Origin of the sequence: Janthinobacterium sp. SUN026, assembly GCF_030397625.1 — a bacterium.
Classification (GTDB): domain Bacteria; phylum Pseudomonadota; class Gammaproteobacteria; order Burkholderiales; family Burkholderiaceae_D; genus Janthinobacterium; species Janthinobacterium kumbetense.
The window spans coordinates 319113-344149 of the sequence record NZ_JAPQNU010000003.1 but is presented as its reverse complement, the minus strand read 5'-3'; the positions used below and the strand labels follow the sequence as shown (position 1 = coordinate 344149).

14 protein-coding genes and 1 riboswitch are annotated in these 25037 nt (G+C 64.4%); of the genes, 7 read left to right on the top strand and 7 right to left on the bottom strand.

Annotated elements, in window-relative coordinates; all coding sequences use genetic code 11:
- Window positions 1-97 precede the first annotated feature (97 nt).
- Together OX459_RS16275 and OX459_RS16270 are read left to right on the top strand one after the other, a co-directional pair.
- A complete protein-coding gene (locus tag OX459_RS16275; protein WP_289905821.1) occupies window positions 98-2125 on the top strand; it encodes an aminotransferase class V-fold PLP-dependent enzyme in 2028 nt (675 codons plus the stop codon).
- Between the two features lie 342 nt (window positions 2126-2467).
- On the top strand, window positions 2468-11158 hold the full coding sequence (locus OX459_RS16270; protein WP_354669669.1) for a glucoamylase family protein: 8691 nt from the start codon (window positions 2468-2470) through the stop codon (window positions 11156-11158).
- Here OX459_RS16270 and OX459_RS16265 read toward each other — a convergent pair.
- Window positions 11144-11365, bottom strand: coding sequence for a hypothetical protein (locus OX459_RS16265; protein WP_289905819.1), 222 nt, complete (start codon window positions 11363-11365; stop codon window positions 11144-11146). The genes OX459_RS16270 and OX459_RS16265 overlap by 15 nt on opposite strands.
- Before the next feature lie 113 nt (window positions 11366-11478).
- A complete protein-coding gene (locus OX459_RS16260) occupies window positions 11479-12054 on the bottom strand; it encodes a TMEM165/GDT1 family protein (RefSeq protein WP_289905817.1) in 576 nt (191 codons plus the stop codon).
- A 9-nt stretch (window positions 12055-12063) separates the two neighbouring features.
- Window positions 12064-12245: riboswitch (yybP-ykoY riboswitch) on the bottom strand.
- 145 nt (window positions 12246-12390) lie between these two features.
- Here OX459_RS16260 and OX459_RS16255 point away from each other — a divergent pair.
- From OX459_RS16255 to OX459_RS16240, 4 genes are all read left to right on the top strand, one after another.
- Window positions 12391-14784 (top strand): M1 family metallopeptidase, encoded by a 2394-nt coding sequence (locus OX459_RS16255; protein ID WP_289905816.1) that lies wholly within the window; start codon window positions 12391-12393, stop codon window positions 14782-14784.
- Window positions 14785-14902: 118 nt separating this feature from the next.
- Window positions 14903-16762, top strand: coding sequence for a M1 family metallopeptidase (locus OX459_RS16250; RefSeq protein ID WP_289905815.1), 1860 nt, complete (start codon window positions 14903-14905; stop codon window positions 16760-16762).
- A gap of 22 nt (window positions 16763-16784) precedes the next feature.
- Window positions 16785-18422 (top strand): serine hydrolase, encoded by a 1638-nt coding sequence (locus OX459_RS16245; RefSeq protein ID WP_289905814.1) that lies wholly within the window; start codon window positions 16785-16787, stop codon window positions 18420-18422.
- 276 nt (window positions 18423-18698) lie between these two features.
- A complete protein-coding gene (locus OX459_RS16240; protein ID WP_289905813.1) occupies window positions 18699-18893 on the top strand; it encodes a hypothetical protein in 195 nt (64 codons plus the stop codon).
- A 56-nt stretch (window positions 18894-18949) separates the two neighbouring features.
- On the opposite strand, the gene OX459_RS16235 is transcribed toward OX459_RS16240, so the two are convergent.
- On the bottom strand, window positions 18950-19777 hold the full coding sequence (locus tag OX459_RS16235) for a methyltransferase (RefSeq protein ID WP_289905812.1): 828 nt from the start codon (window positions 19775-19777) through the stop codon (window positions 18950-18952).
- 88 nt (window positions 19778-19865) lie between these two features.
- Complete coding sequence (locus tag OX459_RS16230) at window positions 19866-20525, bottom strand: pyridoxamine 5'-phosphate oxidase family protein (RefSeq protein ID WP_289905811.1); 660 nt, start codon at window positions 20523-20525, stop codon at window positions 19866-19868.
- Between the two features lie 108 nt (window positions 20526-20633).
- On the opposite strand from OX459_RS16230, the gene OX459_RS16225 reads away from it, so the two are divergent.
- Complete coding sequence (locus OX459_RS16225; RefSeq protein ID WP_289905810.1) at window positions 20634-22106, top strand: PLP-dependent aminotransferase family protein; 1473 nt, start codon at window positions 20634-20636, stop codon at window positions 22104-22106.
- A gap of 10 nt (window positions 22107-22116) precedes the next feature.
- Here OX459_RS16225 and OX459_RS16220 read toward each other — a convergent pair whose 3' ends face one another.
- From OX459_RS16220 to OX459_RS16210, 3 genes are all read right to left on the bottom strand, one after another.
- A complete protein-coding gene (locus OX459_RS16220; protein WP_099665751.1) occupies window positions 22117-22896 on the bottom strand; it encodes a spermidine synthase in 780 nt (259 codons plus the stop codon).
- Between the two features lie 59 nt (window positions 22897-22955).
- Window positions 22956-23480 (bottom strand): FxDxF family PEP-CTERM protein, encoded by a 525-nt coding sequence (locus OX459_RS16215; RefSeq protein WP_289905808.1) that lies wholly within the window; start codon window positions 23478-23480, stop codon window positions 22956-22958.
- Between the two features lie 238 nt (window positions 23481-23718).
- Window positions 23719-25035 (bottom strand): ATP-binding protein, encoded by a 1317-nt coding sequence (locus OX459_RS16210; RefSeq protein ID WP_289905807.1) that lies wholly within the window; start codon window positions 25033-25035, stop codon window positions 23719-23721.
- Window positions 25036-25037: the final 2 nt, after the last annotated feature.

Genomic DNA, 25037 nt, shown 5'->3' with positions numbered 1-25037 from the left:
CTTTTGGCATATCTTTACGGGCGGGTGCCGGTAGACTGTTCATACGTTCCAGCCGCAGGTGCTGCCCCTTTATTTATAGAATCCCCGGACTGCCATCATGAAAGAAATCTACCTCGACAGCAATGCCACCACCTGCGTGCTGCCCGCCGCCGTTGCCGCCGCCCGGCAAGCGATGGAGCAGGGCTATGGCAATCCCAGCAGCACCCACGCGACGGGATTGCAGGCCAAGGCCATGATGGACGGCGTGCGCCAGCGCGCCAGTGGCCTGCTGGGCGTGGGCGAAGGCCGGTTGATGTTCAACAGCGGCGCCACCGAAGGCATCCAGACGGCCGTGCTGTCGGCCCTGTGCGCGCTGCGCGAACGGCGCGACGCGGGCAAGCGCATCGGCAGCCTGCTGCTGTATGGCGCGACCGAGCACAAGGCGGTGCCGGAAAGCCTGGCGCACTGGAACCGGCTCCTGGGCCTGAACCTGGAAGTGCGCAAGCTGCCTGTCGATGCGCAGGGGCGCCACGATCTGCAGGCGCTCGATGCGCTGATCGGCGACGCGGCCATGCTGTGCACGATGGCGGCGAATAATGAAACGGGCGTCGTCAGCGACTTGTCCGCCATCGCCCAGCTGCTGCAGGAACGGGGTGCCGATGCGTACTGGATGGTCGATTGCGTGCAGGCGCTGGGCAAGCTGAAGCTGAACCTGGCCGCCACGCGCATCGACTACGCGCCGTTTTCCGGCCACAAGCTGTATGCGCCCAAGGGCATCGGCATGCTGTATGTGCGCGCCGGCGCGCCGTTCACCCCCCTGATGATGGGCGGCGGCCAGGAAGCGGGCCTGCGCTCGGGCACGGAAAATATGGCCGGCATCGCCGCGCTGGGCGCCGTGCTGGCCGCGCTCGACGATGGCAAGACTTTCCGCAGCCACGCCGACCTGGCTGCCTTCCGCGAGCAGCTGGTGGCCAGCCTGGAACGCGCTTTCCCCGGCATCGTCTTCAATATGCCGTTTGACTTGTCGCTGCCGACGACGCTCAATTTTTCCGTGCCCGGCTTGTCCTCGAAAGAGCTGCTGGACCTGTTCGACGCGGCGCGCGTACGCGTCAGCTCGGGCAGCGCCTGTTCCGCCGCCAAGGCGCTCCCCAGCTATGTGCTGGAAGCGATGCGCGTGCCGCAATGGCGTGCCAGCTCGGCCATCCGTTTGTCGTTCGGCCCCCTGATCGACGCGGCGACGGTGACGGCCGCCTGCGCGCGCATCGAGCGTTGCGGCGAAGCGCTGCGCAGCAGCTGCCTGCTGCCATCGGCGCTGGCGCCATCGCCGCAGGACGGCATAATCCAGTTGAGCGTCGATGGCCAGTGCACCTGGCTGCTCAGCGACGCTGCCAGCGCCAGTTGCGTCGTCATCGATCCCGTCGCCGCCCTGGTGCCGCGCCTGGCCGCCTACATCCGCTGCCAGCACCTGGCCTTGCGCGCCATCGTGCACACGGCCGCCCCGGCCGACCATGGCGTGGCGCGCCTGGCCTTACTGCAGGAACTCGCCATCGAACAGGTGGGCCGCATCGATATCGACGGTGAGCTGGCACTGGGCCAGCAGCGCCTGCGACGCGTCGAGTGTGGTGAAAACCATGTGTATCTGCTGGAGCAGCGCTTTGCCTTCATCGGCGCGCTGGCGCCCGAGGCGTTGACACCCTTGCTGGATGCGGCGCTGGTGACGCAAGACACCGTGCTGTGCAGCTCAAGCGACGACGGCCGCCTCTGCAGCACCGTGCGCGTCGCCGGCGAAGGCGAAGCGTCCACAAGCGAACTGCAGCTCGATGCGGCCGCTTTGCCGACCTTCCTGCGCCAGCATCCCGACGCCATCCTCGTCGACGTGCGCGAAGCGTATGAACACGCGGCGTGCGCCGGCACGGTATTCGAGGGTTGCGCCGTGCACAGCGTACCGCTGAGCCGCCTGGCGGGACAGGTGGCTGAATGGTTGCAGCAGCCGCAGCGCCCGCTGGTCTTTTTCTGCCGCAGCGGTAACCGCAGCGCGCGCGCCGCCGCCTGCCTGCGCCGCCTCGGTCACGGCGCGGCATGGCAGCTCAACGGCGGCATGGCGATGGCGGAGGCGACGCGTCACCCGCTGGCCATCGCAGCCTGAGCGGCTTGAACTTTCTTCCGTGAAATATTGCACCGTGCCATCATTGGCACGGTGCCGCTACTCCCTTCCCTCTATTCATTTCCTCCAGGAATCTTTCTCCCGTTTCACTCGCTGATTTCTTTGCCGGCACGCCCCTAAAGCGCCGGGTATGTACGCTAGCGCACGGTCTTGCGCGCAGGGCGCCCCTACGATGAAGCTGAGAAAATCTCCCTACACCCTGAGATTCGTCGCAACGCTCCGGCGCTTCGCTTTCCGTCTTCGCCAGTGTCCGATCGTGTTCTTCCAGACTGGGCCAGCGTGACGGCGGCCGCTGGCTGCCTGCGCGCACCTAGCGAGGCCAAGTTGAAAGAGTACACAGCAGTTGTCACGCAGCAGATCAAGGAACAGATTTCCAAAGTTAAAGAAATCTTCCGCGACCATTCCCTTGCACCGGAAACCTTCGACGCCGCGCGCGACGATGCCTTGCCCTTGCGTTCCGAATTATTCAGCGCCATGCAGATGGCTGCCCACGGCAAGCATGTGGCCGCCGGCCATGCGGTGGGACGGCATCATGGGCGCGACCGCCTGCTGGCGCGCCTGGCCGACAATGCGGCCCTGATCACGGCCACCGTCAACGAGCTGACGGCGACCGTCAAGAGCGGACGCCAGGTCACACCCGCCTCGGAATGGCTGCTCGATAATTTTTACCTGATCGAAGAGCAGATCCGCACCACGCGGCGCCACCTGCCGAAGAACTACAGCAAGGAGTTGCCACGCCTGACTTCCGGCGCGGACGCTGGCTGCCCGCGCGTGTACAAGATCGCGCTGGAAATCATCTCGCACGGCGATGGCCGCGTCGACCTGGAAAACCTGTGCCACTTCGTCGAGGCTTACCAGGACGTTGCCACCTTGACCCTGGGTGAACTGTGGGCCGTGCCCATCATGCTGCGCCTGGCCCTGATCGAAAACCTGCGCCGCGTCGCCGCGCGCGTGGCTGACGACCGCATGCAGCGCGACCTGGCCAATACCTGGGCCGACCAGATGACGGAGATCGCCGAGCGCAATCCCAGCGGCTTGATCCTGCTGGTGGCCGACATGGCCCGTTCGAACCCGCCCATGACCAGCGCCTTCGTGGCCGAATTGTCGCGCCGCCTGCAGGGGCAAAGTTCGTCGCTGACCCTGGCGCTGTCGTGGCTGACGCATAAGCTGGCCGAGTCGGGCCTCACGATCGAGCAGCAGATCCAGTCCGAAATCGGGCAACAGGCGGCCGACCAGGTGTCGATCGCCAACAGCATCGGCAGCCTGCGGTTTCTCGGCACCATGGATTGGCAGGAATTCGTCGAGACCATGAGCGTGGTCGAGCAGACCTTGCGCCTCGATCCGGCCGGCACCTATGGCTTGATGGATTTCGCCACGCGCGACAGCTACCGCCACGCCATCGAACGCATCGCCAGGCGCAGCGCGCGCAGCGAAGTGGAAGTGGCCGAGATGGTGGTGCAGCTGGCGCACACGCACGGCAACGGCAATGACGCACGCCGCGGCCACATCGGCTTTTACCTGGTGGGGCGCGGCGTGCTGGTGCTGGAAAAGCAGGCCGGCGCGAAGCTGCCCTTTGTCGAGGCGCTGCAGCATACGGCGCGCGCGGCGCCGCTGGCCGTCTACCTGGGCGCGATCTCGTTCCTGACCCTGGCGACGAGCGCCTTGCTGCTCGAGCGCGCCGTGCGCCATGGCGTGCAGGGCTGGCCCCTGGCGGCGCTGGGCGCGCTGGCGCTGCTGGGCAGCAGCCAGCTGTCCGTGGCCGTGGTGAACTGGCTGGCGACCCTGATGACGTCGCCGCATCCGCTGCCGCGCATGGATTATCAGGCCGGCATTCCGTCGGATGCGCGCGGCATCGTCGTCGTGCCGACCCTGATCTACAGCGAGGACAACGTGGCGGCACTGTGCGAGGCGCTGGAAGTGCGCTATCTTGCCAACCGCGACCCGAACCTGCGCTTTTGCCTGCTGACGGACTTTGTCGACGCGCAGGCGCAAACGATGCCGGGCGACGACGCACTGCTGCGCCAGGCGCAAGACATCATCCGCGGCTTGAACGAGAAATACCGCGTGGAGGGCGTCGCGTTCAAGGAAAACGGCGATCCGGCCGACCACGAAGAGCTGGGCCACGTGGGGCCGTTCCTGCTGCTGCACCGTCCGCGCCTGTGGAATTCGCAGCAGAATGCGTGGATGGGACAGGAGCGCAAGCGCGGTAAATTATCCGACCTGCACGCGTTTTTGCGCGGCGGCGCGCGCGACAAATTCTCGCTGGTGGAAGGCGAATTGCGCGGCCTGCGCACGATCAAATACGTGATCACGCTCGACACGGATACGCAGTTGCCGCGCGATGCGGCGCGCGAATTCATCGCCACCATGATGCACCCGCTGAACCGCCCCATGCTGGACGCGGCCGGCACGCGCGTGGTGGCCGGTTACGGCATCCTGCAGCCGCGCGTGGCCGTGGCGCTGCCCAGCGCGAACGCTTCGCGCTACGAGCTGCTGTGCGGCGGTGAGCCGGGCATCGACCCCTACACGCGCACCGTGTCGGACCTGTACCAGGATGTGTTTTATGAAGGCTCCTTCATCGGCAAGGGCATCTATGACCTCGACATGTTCGAGCGCGTGCTGGGCCAGCGCCTGCCCGACAATAAAATCCTCAGCCACGATTTATTGGAAGGCTGTTACCTGCGCGCCGGGCTGCTCAGCGACTCGCAGCTGTACGAGGAATACCCGGCCCGCTACGACGCCGACGTGAGCCGCCGCCAACGCTGGATCCGCGGCGACTGGCAGCTGCTCGGCTGGCTGCTGGGCCGGGTGCCGGGCCGCGCCGGCAAGCGCGAACGCAATCCCCTGTCGATGCTGTCGCGCTGGAAGCTGTTCGACAACCTGCGCCGCAGCGTCGTGGCGCCGGCCACCACCTTGTCGCTGCTGCTGGTGTGGGGCTTTTTGCCGCACGTGGCCTTCTGGAGCGCAGCGGTGCTGGCCATCATCTTCCTGCCGCCCGTGTTTTCCGCCCTGTACGATTTGCTGCGCAAACCCCGCGACACCCTGTGGCGCCAGCACCTGGCCGCGTTCGAGCGTCGCTGCGGCGTGCAGTTTTCGCACGCCATGCTGACCCTCGTCTTCCTGCCGTACGAAGCGTGGATCAGCCTGGACGCCATCGCGCGCACCCTGTGGCGCCTGGGCGTCTCGCACAAGCACTTGCTCGACTGGCGCGCCTCGAACCTGCACACATCGTCAGGTTCGCAGGCCGACAGCTGGCGCGCCATGTGGTGCTCGCCCGCACTGGCGCTGGCTACCTTTGGCGGCTTGCTGGCCTGGCGCCCGCAAGCCTTGCCGGCCGCCGCCGTGGTACTGCTGTTGTGGCTTGTCGCACCCACCATCGCCTGGTGGATCAGCCGCCCCATCGAGCGGGCCGTGGCGCGCCTGTCGGCCGAGCAGGGTCGTTTCCTGCACGGCGTGGCGCGCAAGACCTGGGCGTACTTCGATACCTTCGTCGGTCCCGACGACCACTGGCTGCCGCCCGATAACATGCAGGAGCATCCGAACCTGGTGGTGGCGCACCGCACCTCGCCGACGAATATCGGCCTGGCGCTGCTGGCGAATTTGACGGCCTACGATTTCGGTTACCTCACCCTGGGGCAGTTGATCGAGCGCAGCCGCGCCACCCTGCACAGCATGGGCGAACTGGAACGCTTCCAGGGCCACTTCTATAACTGGTACGACACGCAAACGCTCAAGGCGCTGCAACCGATGTACATTTCGACGGTCGACAGCGGCAACCTGGCCGGCCATCTGCTGACCTTGCAGCCGGGACTGGTGGAGCTGTACGACGCGCCCATCATCGGTGTGCAGGTGGTGCAGGGCATCTGCACGACGGCGCAGGTGCTGCAGGAATTCATCGCCGCCGAAGGCGAGGGCAAGGCCATGCGCGACAGCATGAGCCTGCTGCAGGTAGCGGCAAATCCCACCACTCTGGGCGAATGGCATGCCTACCTGGGCGCGGTGAATGGCGCGGCCGACGCGCTGCTGTCGCTGACACTGCAAAGCGAGGATGGCGAACTGGCCATGTGGGCGGGTGCGCTGGCGCGCCAGTGCCGCGCGGCGCTGGCCGAATTGCTGCAACTGGCGCCGTGGGCGGGGCAGGCGGGCGTCGATGCAGTGCTGATGCGCGTGCCGACCCTGCGTGAACTGGTCAACCTGGAAACACCGGAAGGCCTGCCTGCCGAGTTGGCCGCCTTGCTGGCGCAGGGCCGCGACCAGGCGGGACGCCACATGCGCGACATCGCCCACGCGGCGGGCCAGGCGCGCGACTTCGCGCAGATCGAATACGCGTTCCTGTACAACCCGTCGACAAAACTGCTGGCCATCGGCTACAACGTCAGCGAACGGCGCCTGGACCCCAGCTACTACGATTTATTGGCCTCCGAAGTGCGCCTGGCCAGCTTCATCGCCATCGCCCAGGGCCAGCTGCCGCAGGAGCACTGGTTCGCCCTGGGCCGCCAGTTGTGCATGGTGGCCGGCCAGCCCGTGCTGCTGTCGTGGAGCGGCTCGATGTTCGAGTACCTGATGCCGCTGCTGGTGATGCCGAATTATCCGAACACCTTGCTCGACCAGACGTACCACTCCGTCATCGAGGCGCAGATCGATTACGGACGTCAGCGCGATGTGCCGTGGGGGATTTCCGAGTCCGGCTACAACACGGTCGACGCCAGCCTGAATTACCAGTATCGCGCGTTTGGCGTGCCGGGGCTGGGTTTGAAACGGGGCCTGGCCGACGACCTGGTGGTGGCGCCGTATGCCAGCATGATGGGCCTGATGGTGCAGCCGGAGGCGTCGTGTCAGAACCTGCAGCGCATGCAGGCGGCCGGCTACATGGGCCGCTACGGCTTCTTTGAAGCCATCGATTTCACCACGGCGCGCCTGCCGCGCGGGCAGGGCAGCGCCATCATCCGCTCCTTCATGGTGCACCACCAGGGCATGGGCTTTTTGGCCCTCAGTTACCTGCTGCACGACCGCCCGATGCAGCGCCGTTTCGAGTCCGATCCGCTGCTGCAATCGGCCTTGCTGGTGCTGCAGGAACGCACGCCGCAGGCCGGCGCGTTTTACTCGAACACGGCCGAACTGGCGGTGCTGCGCAGCGGCGCGCCCGAACAGGCCATGCCGATGCGCATCCTCACGCAAGCCAACAGCGCCGTGCCCGAAACGCAGCTGCTGTCGAATGGCCGCTACCACGTCATGGTGAGCAATGCGGGCGGCAGCTACAGCCGCTGGAAAGACTTGTCCGTGACGCGCTGGCGCGAAGACAGCACGCGCGATAACTGGGGCAATTTCTGCTATCTGCGCGACCTTGACGACGGCGTCGTCTGGTCCACCATGTACCAGCCGACCCTGGCCGAACCGAAGAAATATGAAGTGATTTTTTCGGAGGGGCGGGCTGAGTTCCGCCGCGCCGATCACGGCCTGGACCTGTACACGGAAATCGTCGTCTCGCCCGAGGACGACATTGAAATCCGGCGCACGCGCATCAGCAATAATTCGAACCGCCAGCGGCGCATCGAGATCACCAGTTTCGCCGAAGTGGTGATGGCGCCGGCGGCGGCCGATGCGGCCCACCCCGCGTTCAGCAAGCTGTTCGTGCAGACGGAAATCCTCGCGCATGAGAAGGCGATTTTATGCACGCGCCGGCCCCGCTCGAAGGACGAGCAGATGCCGTGGCTGCTGCATGTGATGACCGTGCACGATATCGAGCGCTACGAAGTCTCGTTCGAGACGGACCGCGCGCGCTTCATCGGCCGCGGCAACACGGCGCAGCTGCCGCAGGCGCTGCAGGAAAGCGGTCCATTGAGCGGCGGCCACGGCTCCGTGCTGGACCCCATCGTGGCCATCCGCTACGTCATCACGCTGGCCCCCGACCAGGCCGTGACGGTCGACAGCGTGACCGGCATGGTGGAGCAGCGCGATGCGGCGCTGCACCTGATCGACAAATACCAGGACCGCCACCTGGCCGACCGCGTGTTCGAGCTGGCCTGGACGCACAGCCAGGTGGTGCTGCGCCAGTTGAATGCCAGCGAAGCGGACGCGCAGCTGTATGCACGCCTGGCCAATGCCGTGATCTATCCGAATGCGGCCCTGCGTGCGGAGGCCAGCATCCTGATCAAGAACCAGCGCGGCCAGTCCGGCCTGTGGGCGTATGCCATCTCGGGCGACCTGCCCATCGTGCTGCTGCAGATACGCGATTCGGCCAATATCGAACTGGCGCGCCAGATGGTGCAGGCGCATGCCTACTGGCGCTTGAAAGGCCTGATCGTCGACCTGGTGATCTGGTATGAAGAGCAGTCGGGCTACCGCCAGCTGCTGCACGACCAGATCATGGGCTTGATCGCCTCGGGCATCGACGCGCAGGCGATCGACCGCCCGGGCGGCATCTTCGTGCGCCTGGCCGAGCAGATCGCCAACGAGGACCGCATCTTGCTGCAATCGGTGGCACGCGCCATCATCAGCGACTTGCGCGGCACCCTGGCCGATCAGGTCAAGCGTCCGCCCAGCCCCGTGCTGCGCATGCCGCCGCTGCTGCAGGACCCGGCCCGCGACCACGGCGGCGTGCCGCACCGGGCGCCAAGGCGCGAGCTGATCCTGGAAAATGGCCTGGGCGGTTTCACGCCCGACGGACGTGAATATGTGATCACGACGGGAGAAAATAAACAGACGCCAGCGCCCTGGTCGAACGTGCTGGCCAATGCGCAATTCGGCACGGTGGTGTCCGAAGCCGGCCAGGCGTATACGTGGAGCGAGAATGCGCATGAATTCCGCCTCACGCCATGGCAGAACGACCCCGTGTCCGACCTGTCCGGCGAAGCGTTCTATGTGCGCGATGAGCAAACGGGCCAGTTCTGGTCACCCTCGTCCCTGCCCGCGCGCGGCAGCGGCGACTACGTCACGCGCCACGGCTTCGGCTACAGCGTGTTTGAACACAGCGAGGGCGGCATCGCCACGGAACTGTGCACCTATGTGGCGCTCGATGCGGCCGTCAAATATTCGGTCATCAAGGTGCGCAACGACAGCGGTGTGCCGCGCCGCCTGTCCGTCACGGGCTATGTGGAATGGGTGATGGCCGACCTGCGCGCCAAGTCCGGCATGCATGTGGCCACGGAGGTCGACACGATCAGCGGCGCCCTGTTTGCGCGCAATAACTACAATACGGAGTTTTCGGGCCGGGTCGGCTTCTTCAATACGGATGCCAGCATCCGCTCCATCACTTGCGACCGCAATGAATTCATCGGCCGCAATGGCAGCCTGGCGCAGCCGGCCGCCTTGCGCCGCGTGCGCCTGTCCGGCAAGGCGGGCACGGGACTGGATCCGTGCGCGGCCATCCAGGTCCCGTTTGAATTGCAGCCGGGGCAGGAACGTGAAATCGTCTTCCTGCTCGGCGTGGGCGGGCGCCGCAATGCCGACGCCAGCACCATGGTGCAGCGCCATGCGGGCAAGGATGGGGCCCGCAGTGCGCTCGACGCGGTGCGCGCGCATTGGGAAAATACCCTGGGCGCCGTGCGCATCGAAACGCCCGATCCATCGCTGGACGTGATCGCCAATGGCTGGCTGATGTACCAGACCATCGCCTGCCGCCTGTGGGCGCGCAGCGGCTACTACCAGTCGGGCGGCGCCTACGGTTTCCGCGACCAGCTGCAAGATGCGATGGCCATGATCCACACGGCGCCGCAGCTGCTGCGCAATCACTTGCTGCTGTGTGCGGCGCACCAGTTTGTCGAAGGCGACGTGCAGCACTGGTGGCATCCGCCATCGGACCGCGGCGTGCGCACGCATTGCTCCGACGATTACCTGTGGCTGCCGCTGGCCGCCTGCCGCTATGTGATCGCCACGGGCGACGTCAACGTGCTGTCGGAAGTGGCGCCCTTCATCGAGGGCCGCGCCGTCAAGCCGGAAGAGGATTCGTATTACGACTTGCCCGTGCGTTCGGGCGAGTCGGCCGACCTGTACGAGCACTGCGTGCGCGCCATCCGCCATGGCTTGCGCCTGGGCGTGCACGGCTTGCCGTTGATCGGTTCCTGCGACTGGAACGACGGCATGGACAAGGTGGGCGAACATGGCAAGGGCGAGAGCGTGTGGCTGGCCTTCTTCCTGTACGAAGTGCTGCAGCGCTTTGCCGAGGTGGCCGTGCTGCGCGGCGATTCTGCGTTTGCCCAGTTCTGCCGCGACGAAGCCGTGAAACTGGCGGCCAGCGTCGAGGAACATGCGTGGGATGGCGAGTGGTACCGGCGCGCGTATTTCGACGACGGCACGCCATTGGGTTCGCACACGAACGAGGAGTGCCAGATCGATTCGATTTCGCAAAGCTGGGGCGTGCTGTCGGGCGCGGCCAACAAGGAGCGGGTTGCCGGCGCCATGCGCCAGGTCGATGCGCGCCTGGTGCGCCGTGATTCCGGCGTGATCCAGCTGCTCGATCCGCCATTCGACAAAGCCGATCTCAATCCTGGCTATATCCGCGGCTATGTGCCGGGCGTGCGCGAGAACGGCGGCCAGTACACGCATGCGGCCATCTGGACGGCGATGGCGTTTGCGCGCCTGGGTGACGGCGAAAAGGCGTGGGAACTGCTGCGCATGATCAATCCCGTGCGCCATGGCATGGACGCACAGGCGGTGGCGCGCTACAAGGTGGAACCGTATGTGGTGACGGCCGATGTGTATGCCGTCGCGCCGCACGTGGGACGCGGCGGCTGGAGCTGGTACACGGGATCGTCGGGCTGGCTGTACCGGCTGATCGTCGAATCCCTGCTGGGCTTGACGCGTGAAGCGAACGTGCTGCGCATGGCGCCCACCATGCCGGCCGAATGGGACAGCTTCAAGCTGCATTACCGCTTCGGTGCCAGCAGTTATGCCATCACGGTGGAGCAGGCGCAGGGGCGGCCTGCGGGATTGTCGCTCGATGGCGTCGCGCAGGGCGGCAACAGCATTGCCTTGCGCGACGAGGGCCGCGAGTATGCGGTGCTACTGCTGCTCTAGTATTGTCCAGGTGTCGTGTTCGGGCCGGCGCCGGCCAGCCAGCAGGATCAAGCCGGCGCCGAACAGCAGCAGGTCGCGCGTGCGTACTTCGGGCGCGGACTGCGCTGCTGTCTGGCGGTGGTAGTTCAAGGGTATCGCCATGGCGGCGATAGGCTGGCTGGCGCAAGCGGCCAGGCACAGCGCCGCCACTTTTCTGTTTAACTGCATACATTCCTCAAGAAGGCGCGCTGCCCGCTCGGGATGGGCGCGCCGGTACTCATGTCGCCGACATTGTAATTATGAGCATGAATATTGTAAATGAGAAATTATATCAGGCTGCCTCAGAACCCTAGTGCCGCGCCCGCGCCCAGCAGGGTGGCCACGCCCAGCACGGCAAAGACCAGCGCCGCGATGCCATGCACGAGGCGCAGCGGGACGCGGTTGGCGATCCTGTCGCCGAGGTACACGGCCGGCACGTTGGCCAGCATCATGCCGAAGGTGGTGCCCAGCACGACGGAAACAATGTCGTGATAGCGCGCCGCCAGCGCCACCGTGGCGACCTGCGTCTTGTCTCCCATTTCCGCCATGAAGAAGGCGATCAGGGTGGTCAGGAATACGCCGTACTTGGCCAATTTGGTTTCGTCTTCATCGAGCTTGTCGGGGATCAGGGTCCAGGCAGCCATCGCCAGGAAGGAGACGCCCAGCACCCAGCGCAGCACGTCGGGCCCCAGCATGCTGGTGATCCAGGCGCCGACGGCGGCGGCGAATGCGTGGTTGGCGATGGTAGCGACGAAAATCGCCAGCACGATGGGCAAGGGCTTGCGGAATTTGGCGGTCAGCAAAAAGGCCAGGAGTTGGGTTTTGTCGCCGATTTCAGCGAGACCGACGATGCCGGTGGAGATGAGGAATGCTTCCATGAGATTGCAAGAGGTACGCGGGCCGGACGAATTAACCAATGATCCACGGGCGACTCCGGCCCATGCGGCCGCCCTGGATCAATGGTCTCGTCAAGTTTTGCAACCACCTGCACCATGGCCTGCGGGCCAATTATGTTGATACAGGTTCCCGCGGCAAGACCGCAGGACGACTACTCCCCAATGTTCGAGGCGCATCATACGCCAATGCCCGCGCCGGCGCCAGTGCCGGCGGGGGATGCTGCGGCCTGGTGTGTGGGACTTCGACAACAATGATCGATTTGCAAACAGACTCGACTTAGAATGCAGTCTGTCCACGACTCCCAGATGGAATGCGCCATGCCGGTCCTTGTCCGCTTGCTTGCCTTGTGTTTGACCTTGTTTGCTCCCTTGTCCGGCCTGTGCGCCGCCGCGTCCTTCGACGACAAGTTCCGCCAGCTCGAAGAATTGCTGCCCACGCCGAATAGCTACCGCACGGCGTCCGGCGCGCCGGGCCACGCCTACTGGCAGCAGCGTGCCGATTACGTAATCCGCGCTACCCTGGACGAAGCGCGCCGCGAAATCACGGCCAGCGAGCAGATCACCTATCACAACCGCTCGCCCGACAGCCTTGCGTATCTGTGGCTGCAGCTGGACCAGAATGGCTTGCGCAAGGACGCCGACCAGCGCCGCGTCCTGAGCGCGCCGTCGCGCCAGGCCTGGCTCAGCAGCAGCGAAGAGGAGGCGCTGAAATTCGAGGACTTGCGCGCCATCCATGCGGGCCGCGAATTTGACGGCGGCTTCAAGCTCACCGCCGTGAAAGCGGCCAGTGGCAAGCCGCTGCCGTATATGGTCAACCAGACCATGCTGCGCATCGATTTGCCTGTGGCGCTGACCCCAGGCCAGAGCATCACGTTCAACATCGACTGGTCGTATCAGATCAATGACCAGAAGGTGCTGGTCGAACGCTCCGGCTACGAGTATTTTGAGGACGACAAGAACGCGATTTTCCAGATCGCGCAGTGGTTTCCGCGCATGGCCGCGTATTACGACGCCGTCGGCTGGCAGCACAAGCAATTCCTCGGCTCCGGTGAATTCACGCTGGAGTTTGGCGACTACGAGCTGTATCTGACCGTACCGGGCGACCATGTGGTGGCCGCCACGGGCGAGCTGCAAAATCCTGCCGCCGTCTTGAGCGCGGCGCAGCGCGAGCGCCTGGCGCGGGCGAAAAACAGCGATACGCCGCTGCTGGTGATCACGCCGGAAGAGGCGCTGGCGGCGGAAAAGGGCAAAGCCACGGGCATGAAAACCTGGCACTTCAAGGCGGCCAATGTACGCGACGTGGCGTGGGCTTCGAGCCGCAAGTTCATCTGGGATGCGCAGGGTTTGAATAGCGGCGGCAAGCGCGTGATGGCCATGTCCTACTATCCGAACGAGGGCAATCCGCTGTGGCAGCAGTACAGCACGCGCGCCGTCGTGCACGCGATCGAGCAGTACAACAAGTACAGTTTCGACTATCCGTATCCGAACGCGATGTCCGTCAATGGCGCCGTGGGCGGCATGGAGTATCCGATGATTTCGTTCAATGGCGGGCGCCCCGTGAAGGACAAGAAAACGGGGGAACGCACGTATTCAAAGACGACCAAGTATGACTTGATCGGCGTGATCATCCACGAAGTGGGCCATAATTATTTTCCCATGATCGTCAACTCGGACGAGCGCCAGTGGACATGGATGGACGAGGGTTTGAATTCCTTCCTGCAGTACCTGGCCGAGCAGGCGTGGGAAGAGCATTTTCCGTCCTGGAATGGCGAGCCGCGCAAGATCGTCGACTACATGCGCAGCCAGAACCAGGTGCCCATCATGACCAATTCCGAGTCCCTGCTGCAGTTCACGGCGAACGCCTACGACAAGCCGGCCACCGCCCTCAACATCCTGCGCGAAACCATTTTAGGGCGCGAGCTGTTCGACTTCGCCTTCAAGCAGTACGCCTTGCGCTGGAAGTTCAAACGCCCGACTCCCGCCGACTTTTTCCGCACCATGGAAGACGCGTCCGGCACCGACCTGGACTGGTTCTGGCGCGGCTGGTTCTATACCACCGACGCGGTCGACATCAGCATCGACGGCATCAGCGAATATGGCGTGAGCACGAAGAATCCGGAAGTCGAGAAAGCGTGGAAGAAGGCGCAGAAGGCCGCGCAACCGATCTCGATCTCGGACCAGCGCAACAAGGCGCTGCCGAAGAAGGTCGACCTCGACCCCGCGCTCAAGGATTTCTATAACCGGCACGATGAATTCACGGTCACCAACAAGGACCGCAACAGCTATGCAGAGGAGCAGGAAACGCTGGAGCCATGGGAGAGAAAGCTGCTGGAACAGCACAACATGGGAAAGCATCTGTACCTGGTCGATTTTTCGAATCTCGGCGGCCTGGTGATGCCGCTGATCCTGGAAATCGAACTGAAAAGCGGCAAGAAGATCATCGAGCGGGTGCCGGCCGAAGTGTGGCGCTACTCGCCGCACAAGATCAGCAAGGTCATCATCACGGACGAGCCGATGGTGGGGCTGGTGCAGGACCCGTACTGGGAGACGGCCGACATCGACACCAGCAATAACGCGTGGCCGAGAAAAATCACGCCATCGCGCCTGGAGCTGTTCAAGCAGGACCGCGACAAGAACAACCTGATGAAGGATTTTAATGTGCCGCTGAAGGCACCCGAGGCCAAGGCCGAAGCCAGGCCGGAAGCAAAATAGGGAAACAGCGCCGGCCAGTCCGGCGCTTTTTCTGCCAGGTCCGCGCCGGAAGTGCTATTCTGCGCGACGCCCCGGCGCACACGGACCGGGGCTTTCGCAAATCATTCAAAAGACGACCATGCAAACTTTGACCTTCCTGCGCGCGCTGGGCTGTGCGCTACTTTGCCAGGTGACCCTGGCCGCGCACGCCGATCCCCTCAGCTATGCGCGCTACGACCAGGTGCGCACGCGCGACCTGCAGCTGGACCTGAAAGCGGATTTCAAGCAAAAGACCCTGTCCGGCTATGCCGAGTTGTCCTTGAACTGGATCGACCCGGCGGCGCGCACCCTGGTGCTCGACACGCGCGACCTGTCGATCGCGAAGGTGCAGGTACAGGACAAGCGCGGCGCATGGCAGATGGCGCCGTACCAGCTGGACAAGGCCGACCCGGAAAAGGGCCAGGCGCTGCGCATCACCACCACGGGCCAGCCGGGCAAAGTGCGCGTCTACTATCACACGTCCCCCAATGCCATCGCGCTGCAGTGGCTCACGCCGCAGCAGACCATGTCGGGCAAGCTGCCTTTCATGTTCAGCCAGTCGCAAAGCATCAACGCCCGCTCGTGGGTGCCGTCGCAGGATACGCCGGCCGTGCGCTTTACGTACAGCGCGCGCATCGATGCGCCAGCGGGCATGCGCGTCGTGATGAGCGCCGAGAATGACGAAAAGGCGACGGGCAAGGGCGGCTGGAAATTCAGGATGCCGCAGCCGATTCCCTCGTACCTGCTGGCCATCGCCATCGGCGAACTGGAAGTGCGCAAGCTCGGCCCCCGTTCGGCCGTGTATGCCGAACCGCCGCGCATCAAGGCCGCCGAATACGAGCTGGCCGACACGGAAAAGATGATCCAGGCGGCCGAAGCGCTGTACGGCCCATATGGCTGGGGCCGCTACGACATGATCGTGCTGCCGCCATCGTTCCCCTACGGCGGCATGGAAAACCCGCGCCTGACCTTCCTCACGCCGACCATGATCGCGGGCGACCGCAGCCTGGTCGACCTGATCGCGCATGAACTGGCCCACTCGTGGTCGGGCAACCTGGTCACCAACGCGTCGTGGAAGCACATGTGGCTCAACGAAGGCTTTACCACCTACGTCACGACGCGCATCGTCGAGCAGCTGTATGGCAGCGAAGTGGCGCAGATGGGAGTGCAGGTCGACCAGGAAGAACTGGCCGCCTCGATCAAGGAATTGCCGGCAGCGAAGACGGCATTGATCACGCGCGATGCGGACGCCAATCCGGCGGAAACGTACACGGACGACGGCATCATCTACCCGAAAGGCGCCTGGTTCCTGGCCACCATGGAGCGCCGTGCCGGCCGCGCCGTATTCGACCCCTTCCTGCGCGGCTGGTTCGACCAGCATGCGTTCCAGAGCGTGACGACGGAGCAGTTCATCGCCTACCTGCGCAAGAACCTGCTGGCGCAGCATCCGGACGTGATGCCGGAAGCGGAACTCGATGAATGGCTGTATGGCACCGGCGTGCCGGCCAGCGCGCAGCGCGTCGTCTCGCCGCGCCTGGCGCTGCTCGACCAGCACCGCGACGCCTGGCTCAAGGGCGAGCTGGCGACGAAGGACCTGGGCATGGACAAGTGGATCGCCATCGAATCGATGCACTTCCTGAACGATATCAACAACAAGGCCAGCGCGGCGCAATTGCGTGAGCTGGACCAGGCCTACGGTGTGGGCAAGAGCGGCAACAACGAAGTGGCGTACCGCTTTTATCTGGCCTCCGTGAACGCCGGCTACGATGTGCGCCAGCCGCTGCAAGCGTTCCTGATGAGCGTGGGCCGCCAGAAGTTCGTCGTGCCCCTGTACAGCGCCTTGATGAAGACGCCGCAAGGCCATGTCTGGGCCAAGGACGTGTATGCGCAGGCGCGCGAACGCTACCACCCGGTGACGCAGGAAAGCGTCGATAAATTGATGGCCGCGCAAGCGCATTGAACCTTATTGGGAAATCCTGACCATGCATACCATGAACCGTCTCGCCGCCGCCATCGTGCTGGCGTTTTCCAGCATCACCGTGCCGGCGCTGGCTCTTGACGCCGCACCCGTCGCTTCCGCCGCATCCGCGCCGGCGCCCGCCTTCGACCTTGACCGCGACGTCGCCACCGCCTTGAAAGTGTTCGACGTGCCCGGCATGGCGATCGCCATCGTCAAGGACGGCAAGGTCGTCACCGCCAGGGGCTTTGGCGTGCGTAAACTCGGCGAGCCGGCCGCTGTCGATGCGCAGACCCTGTTCGAGGTAGCATCGAACTCGAAGGGTTTCACGGCCGCCGCGCTGGCCATGCTGGTCGACGATGGCAAGCTGGCCTGGGACGATCCCGTCACCAAGCACCTGCCCGGCTTCCAGATGCACGATTCCTACGTGACGGGCGCCATGACCGTGCGCGACCTGCTGACGCACCGCAGCGGCCTGGGTCTGGGCGCGGGCGACTTGCTGTGGTGGCCGACCACCACCTTCAGCACCGACGAGATCATCGAGAAGCTGCGCTACATCCGCCCGGCCACGAGTTTTCGCAACAGCTATGCCTACGATAACCTGCTGTATATCGTGGCCGGCAAGATCATCGCCGACAAGGCGGGCATGAGCTGGGGCGAGGCCATGCATGAGCGCATCCTGGCGCCGCTGGGCATGACGGGCACCACCACCAGCCTGCTTGAAAACGCGGGCAAGTCCGACGTCGCCAGTGCGCACAGCAAGATCGACGGCAAGATCGCTGCCGTCAAGTCGATGCCTGTGCCGAACGCCGTGGGCGCCGTCGGCATCAACACGAATGCGGAAGATATCGCCAAGTGGATGATGGTGCTGCTCGACGGCGGCAAGATCGCCGGCGTGAAGGACAAGGACGGCAAGGAGGCGCGTTTGTTCAGCGAAAAGCAGGGCCGCGAAATGTGGACGGCGCAAACGCCGATCAAGATTTCCGAGCCGAAGCCGGCGCTGGCCGCGACCAAGCCGAACTTCAGCGCATATGGCCTGGGCTTCCAGCTGCGCGACTACAAGGGCATGAAAGTGGCCATGCACGGCGGTGCGCTGCAGGGATTTTATTCGCGCGTGGTGATGGTGCCGGAAGCAAAGCTGGGCGTGGCCATTCTGACCAATGCGGAAAATGGCGGTTCCATGACGGCGCTGCAATGGCGCATCCTCGACCATTATCTGCAGGCGGCGCCGTCGGATTGGCTGGCGCTGGTGGCCAAGGTGGAGCAGGACCAGCATGCCGAGGAAGTCAAGAAGCAGGGCAAGGCGTCGAGCGCGCGCGCGGCGAAATCGCAGCCATCGCTGCCGCTGGCGGCGTACGACGGCGAGTACGAGGATGCCTGGTATGGCAAGGTCGTGATCAAGCCGGAAGGAAAAAAACACATCCTCAGCTTCACGCGCACGCCGGACCTGACGGGCGAGCTGGAACACTGGCAGCACGACACCTTCATCGTGCGCTGGAAAGAGCGCAACTTCAACGCCGATGCCTACGTGACGTTCTCGCTCAATCCCGATGGCAGCATCGACCGCGTGAAGATGGTGCCCGTGTCGGCCGAGACGGATTTCAGCTATGACTTCCAGGACTTGAGCCTGGTGCCGGTGAAACCGAAGGAAGCGAAGAAATAAGGTGTCGATACAAAAATCGCAGCCTGTGCTGCGGTTTTTTTTCGCCTGTTTCCATGCAAATGCGCGGCAGGAAAGCGGCGAGCCGGTTTTTATTCCCTGAAATGGAATGAAAAAGAAACGTTATCTTGTTTTCTTGTTTGCGTATTTAATAACTCTTCAAGGTGCTACTATTTCTGGGCGCCATAGAATTCGTCTGTCGACAGGCGGTTTCCGGCGGCTGAAGGCTGTGTCTTCAGTGGTTTTTATAACGACTCAACTCTTGGGAATGGGATAAAAATGATCAATGTGAAAAAAGCCGTCTTTGTCTTTTGCGCCGCCGTCGGTTTTGCCGGCGCCATCAGTTCTTCCGCATATGCGCTGCCAACGCGCGAAACCTGCGAGGAAGCCTATACCTCGTGCGTGACGGACGGCGATGCCGGCGCCTGCACGCTGGTCAAGCGCCTGTGCGGCGTGTACGGCATCTACCTGTAAGGCGGCAGTCAACCCGGCTGGCAGGCGGCGCGCCGGATCGGCCCGCCGCCGTTTTTTTACGGCTTGACGAACTTCAGGGTCATGCGGTCGCTCTCGCCGATGGCCGTGTACTTGGCCCGATCCACATCCTTGTTGGCGTAGGTGGGCGGCAGTGCCCAGACGCCGCCCTCATGGTCCGCCGTATCCTTGGGATTGGCGTTGATTTCCGACTTGGCCGCCAGTCTGAAGCCTGCGCCTTCGGCCAGCTTGATCACATACGCTTCGTGCATGTAGCCGCTGCTGGCCGTGGTATCCTGCGCCTTGTTCGCCGGCAGGCGGTGTTCGACGACGCCGAACACGCCGCCCGGTTTCAGGCTGTCATACACTTCCTTGAACAGGGTTTTCATGCCCTCGTCGCCGATGGGTATCCAGTTGTGGATATTGCGGAAGGTGAGCACCATGTCGGCCGTGCCCTTGGGCGCGATGCGGTAGGTGGTGGGGGGCGCGAAGGCGCCGAGTTCCACCTTGCCGAAAGCGCTCGGGTTGGCGTCGAGTTTTTGCTGGAAGCGCGCCGCGCCACGGCGTGCACCTTCGCTGCTTGACTGCGGGTCGTTGCCGGCGGCGATCAGCTTGCCGTGGTCGCGCAGGTAGGGCGCCAGGATTTCCGTGTACCAGCCGCCGCCGGGCGCCAGCTCCACCACCGTCATGGTCGGCTTGATGCCGAAAAACGTCAGCGTTTCATACGGGTGGCGGGCGCTGTCGCGCAGCGCGTTGGCCGGCGTGCGCGCACTGCCGGTGATGGCCGCCTTCAGGGCCGCGTCGCCCGCATCGGCGGCCAGCGCCGCGTCGCTGCCGCCGCAGGCCAGCATGACCGTCAGGGCCGCGGCCAGGGATACTCGCTTCATCATCATATGCTCCATGCGTGATTGGATCGGTTGGTCAATTGGTGGCGATCGCCATCAACGCCGATCATCGGGCAAGCACGCTGGCCGGTCAAGCGGATTCCGTACCCCAGGTTGCGGCATACGCGGGTATGTCGCAGGTGTTGAGCGCATCGGCGATGGCCGCGCCACGGCCGTGCGAAAAGGGCAGTTCGCCCGTCCAGACGGCATGCGCCATATCGCCCGCATCGTCGAGCGGGCCGCCCGTGCGCTGCTTGACGGCGCATTCGTCGAGCGCGATGCGCAGCACGGTGGTGGCCGCGTATTCCTTGGCGCTGCCGCCGCGCACGTGCGCCAGACGTCCCGGTGCCAGCTTCTCCATCAGCGCATCCATGGCCACATGTTGCTGGCCGATGTCGCTTACTTTCTCAAACTGCCCATACACCATCGCCGAGCGGTAGTTCATGGTGTGATTGAAGGCGGAGCGCGCCAGCACCAGGCCGTCGAGATGGCTGACCGTCACGCACGCGTCGCTGTCGAGCAAGAGCTGCTTGAGCATGCGGCTGCCGTTCGAGCCATGGATGTACAGGTGGTCGCCGATGCGCCAGCAGGCGGTCGGGATGCAATGGCTGCCCTTGTCGTCGCGAAAAGCGATATGGCACAGATAGGCGGCATCGAGGATGGCGTACAGGGTGGTCTGTTCATAGCTGGCCAGTTCGGCGACGCGGCGCACGCGGGTACGGAGGCTGGGGGGCAGGGCGGTCGCGGTCATGGTGGAAGTCCCGTTGGTTGAAGAAGCAGGCCGCACTATAATCGGCATCTGGCCCTGAAAAAAGATCCAGAACCGACAAATAATTTAGAGCCACAATGAAGGGGGAGCATGGACTTCGCTTTGCTGCTGAACGCGTTCGAGCGCCCGCACCGCGGGCGGGGCTGGTCGCGCCAGCGCCTGCTGCATGAATGCCTGCGCGCGGCGATCCGCGGCGGCCAGTTGGCGCCCGGCACGCGGCTGGCCGCCACGCGCGTGCTGGCGGCCGAACTGGGACTGGCGCGCAATACCGTGCTGTATGCCTACGAGCAGCTGGCCAGCGAAGGATTTGTCTTGCCGGACCGGCGCGGCACCGTCGTCGCCGGCAGCGCCGGTGTGCCGGCGGCCGCGCCTGCGGCAGGGGGCAACGGTGGCTTGTCGCGCCGCGCGCAGCATTTGCGCGGCGTGGCGGGACAGGATGTGAATGCCTCGGTAGTGTTTCCCGCCGACGCCATGGGCGCGTTTGCGCCTGGCGTGCCGGCGCTCGATGAGTTTCCACTGGCGCAGTGGCGGCGCATGCTGGACCGCGCCTGGCGCGCGCTGACGCCGCGCCAGCTCAATTACGGCGACCCGGCCGGCGAGCCGTCGTTGCGCATGGCCATTGCCGAGCATTTGCGCGCCGCGCGCGGCGTCGTCTGCGATGCGGGCCAGGTGTTCATCACGGACGGCACGCAAAGCAGCCTCGATGTCTGCCTGCGCGCCTTTGCCGACCAGGGCGACACCTTGTGGATCGAGCATCCAGGCTATGGCGGCGCTCTGGCGGCAGGCCGTGGCGCGGGCTTGCAGGTGACAGGTATAGCGGTCGACATGGACGGCATCGCACCGACGGATGACGACTGGCGCGACACGCCGCCGCGCCTCGTCTACACCACGCCGTCGCACCAGTATCCGACGGGCAGCGTGCTCAGTCCCGCGCGCCGCATGGCGCTGCTCGAACGCGCCCGCGTGGCCGGCGCCCTGATTATCGAAGACGATTACGACAGCGAATTTCGCCATGGCGGCCCACCCCTGGCAGCGATGCAGGGACTGGTGGCCGACGCGCCCGTCGTGTACCTGGGAACCTTCAGCAAGACCATGTTTCCCGCCTTGCGCATCGCCTTTATCGTCGTGCCGGCCGCGCTGGCCGGGGCCTTCGCGCAGATGCAGGCGCAGGGCGCCGCGCGGGGGAGGGTGGCGGAACAGCTGGCGCTGGCCGAGTTCCTGCGCAGCGGCCTGTTTGCGCGCCATGTGCGGCGCATGCGCCGCCTGTATCGCCAGCGCCGCGACGCCTTGGGCGAGGCCTTGCAGCGTCATGCGTGCGGCGGCGCGGCCATCCATGGCGGCACGGCCGGCATGCACCTGGCGCTGCGTTTTCACGATCGCGCATGGGATGACCTGGCGCTGAGCCGCAGCGCCGCGCAGGACGGCATCGTGGCGCTGGCCCTGTCCGCGCATGGTACGGGAGACGGGGTGGGCTGGAATGGTTTCCTGCTCGGTTATGCCCAGGTGCCGGCCGAGAACATGGATGGCCTGGCGCGCCGCCTGGGTGGACTGCTGCCGGCGTGATGCAGCTACCTTATTGCTGGTCCTGCATCCACTGCTTCAAGCCGTTGACCCAGTTCTTGGCGGGCAGGTTGAACTGCTTCTTGATGGTGCCGGCGCGTTCGTATAAATCGCTGAAGTCGAGCGACGGCGATTTTTTGAAGGCCAGCACGACGATGTTTTCATCTTCCATTTCCGGCACCCAGACGACGGCGTCGAAAACCAGTTCCATCGCCTGCAGATTCTTGTCGTAGTTGGGGAAGTCGCCGAAGACATTCGTGCACATGATGCCGTCGTCCGTCAGGCAGTCGAAGCAAGCCTGGTAGAACTCGGGCGTGTCGAGCACGGGGCCGCGCGCGTCTTCGTCGTACAGGTCCACTTGCAGCGCATCGACGGTGCCGTGGTTGGCCGGATCGAGCACGAAGTCGAGCGCATTCATTTCGCGCACGTCGAGGCGCGCGTCGTTCGGCGGCAGCGCGAACTGGGCGCCGCAGATGGCGATCACGTTCGGATTGAGTTCGATGGCCGTGACCGTGGCGTCGGGGAAGCGGCGGTAGCTGAATTTGGTCAGCGCGGCGCTGCCCAGGCCCAGCTGCACGATGCGTTTGGGCTGCGTCTTGAACAGCATCCACATCATCATCATCTGCACGTATTCGAGCTCGATGGCATCGGGTTTGTCCAGGCGCATGGCGCCCTGCACCCATTTGGTCCCCAGGTGAAGGTAGCGGATGCCGCGGTGTTCGGTGGTGGTGGCAGGCGGGTGGCCCGGGTGGCTGAAAGCGGTATGGCTGGTGGAGGTGAAGTCGGTCGTCATGGCGCCAGTTTAGCAGCCGGAAGAAAAAAAGACGCCGCAGCGTCTTTTTGGTGGGGAGCTCAAGATTGCTTGCGGCGTCGTGCCAGGAAGCCCAGTACGCCCAGGCCGGCCAGCAGCATGCCATAGGTTTCTGGTTCAGGAACGGGGGCCAGGTTCAGGTTGAAGGTGCCGCCATAGCTGCCGCCATTGCTGTTGCCCATCACGGTGAGGACCATCGGGCCGTTGAACAGCAGGTTGGTTGGCGCTAGCACTTCGCCCTGGGCATAGCCGAAGACGGTGGGTCCGCCAAAGCCCGTCAGGGCGATGCCGTTCAGGTTGGCACTGCTGAAGTTGATGGACGAAGCATCGCTGCCCGTGACCGACAGGTTGGCCAGGAAGGCTTGCGCGGTCGAACCGAAAGTGGCGTCGGGCGTGAAGGTGAAGGTGTCGGTAAAGGCGCCGAGCGGACTGGGTGTGGCGTTGAAGCCGCCCGTCCACAGGTTGCCGGTGGTGTTGGTCAGGTCCACGTTGTACGCTGTCGCCTGCGCTACGCCGATGGAAGCCGCGCTCAAGAGTGCTACTGCGATGAGTGATTTCAGTTTCATTTTTATCCCCGCGAAAAAACGATTAATGTTTCAAAAAAACCGTACCGCTCAGATAAATTATCGCCAGGACATTTCATTGTCAATGAGCTATTTTTATATCATTATGCAAACTTAAATAGCTTATTTCTAACACACGGGCATGGCGCTCGTTATGTTGCAATATTAAAAACTCTAATTATCAATATAATACTGAAAAATAATTGCGCAGCATGTGATGGAAAAATCGTTGCGCCAGTAACTAATTTCTGTCCAGCAAGGGAAGAATCAAGGTTACCGCCAGGCCGCCGTCCTCGCGGTTGGCCAGCGTGATGCGCCCGCCATGGGCTTCGGCGATTTCGCGCGCCAGCGCCAGGCCAAGTCCCGTGCCGCTGCGCTTGGTGGAATAAAACGGCACCAGCGCGTTTTCCAGCACGGCGCCGCTCATGCCCGGCCCGCGGTCGCGCACTTCGATGCGCAACTGCCCTTGCGCCTGGCTGACGTGCAGGCCGATGTGCTCTTCCCGCGAGCCCGATTCCAGCGCATTCTTGAGCAGGTTCAGCAGTGCCTGCTGCATTTGCGCCGCATCGAACACGGCCGCCTGCGCGGGCGGCGGGCAGTCGAGCCTGAAGGGCGCCTGCGAGGCCAGGCCATCGAGGAAAGGCTGCCACTCGCACGGCGCCAGGCGCGGTGCGGGCAGCTTGGCAAAGCGCGCATAGCCGAGGATGAAGGTTTCCAGGTGGCGCGTGCGCTCTTCGATGGTGGCGAGGATTTGCGGCAGGCGTTCCGTCTGGCCGCGGCGTACCAGCTCGGCACCGGAATGAGCCAGCGAGGCCAGCGGTGCCAGCGAGTTGTTGAGTTCATGGCTGATGACGCGGATGACTTTTTTCCAGGTCTGCACTTCCTGGCGACGCAGTTCCAGGGTCAGCTGGCGCAACAGCAGCAGTTCGTGCTTGCGCCCGTTCAGGCTGAAGCTGCGCCGCGCCAGGTGATACACCTCTTCCTGTTCCCCCTCGCCGCTGGTAAACAAGCCGTCGTTGCGGCGCGCGAGCGCTTCGGCCAGGGCCGGTGCCGCCTGCTGCACGATGTCGGCCAGGTGATGCCCTTCGAGCCGGCGGCCGTGGTGCAGCAACTGGCGCGCGGCCAGGTTGGCGTAGACGATGGCGCTGCCCTCGGCCACCAGCAGCATGGCCACCGGCGTGTTTTGCACCATGGTGTCGAGCAGTAGTTCGCGCTGCACCAGGTCCAGGCGCTGCTTGCGCAGCACGTCGCCGAGCGCATTGTGGGCCGCCACCAGGTCGGCCAGTTCATCGTTCTGCGGCCAGCGCAAGCTGAAGCCGAAGTCGCCGTCCTGGTAGCTGGCGACCGTGCCGCTCAAGGCGCGAAACAGCGATAGCATCGCCTGCAGCTGGGCGCGGATGGTAATGACGGCGACCGGCAGCACGCACAGCAGGGTCCCCGCCAGTACCAGCAGCGGCTGGTCGGGTAAAAAATGCGCGAGCAGCAGGGCGATGACGATGCCCAGCACCAGCAAGGTAACGATCAGCGCCGTCCAGCGCGTGAGCAGGGAGAGGCGCATGG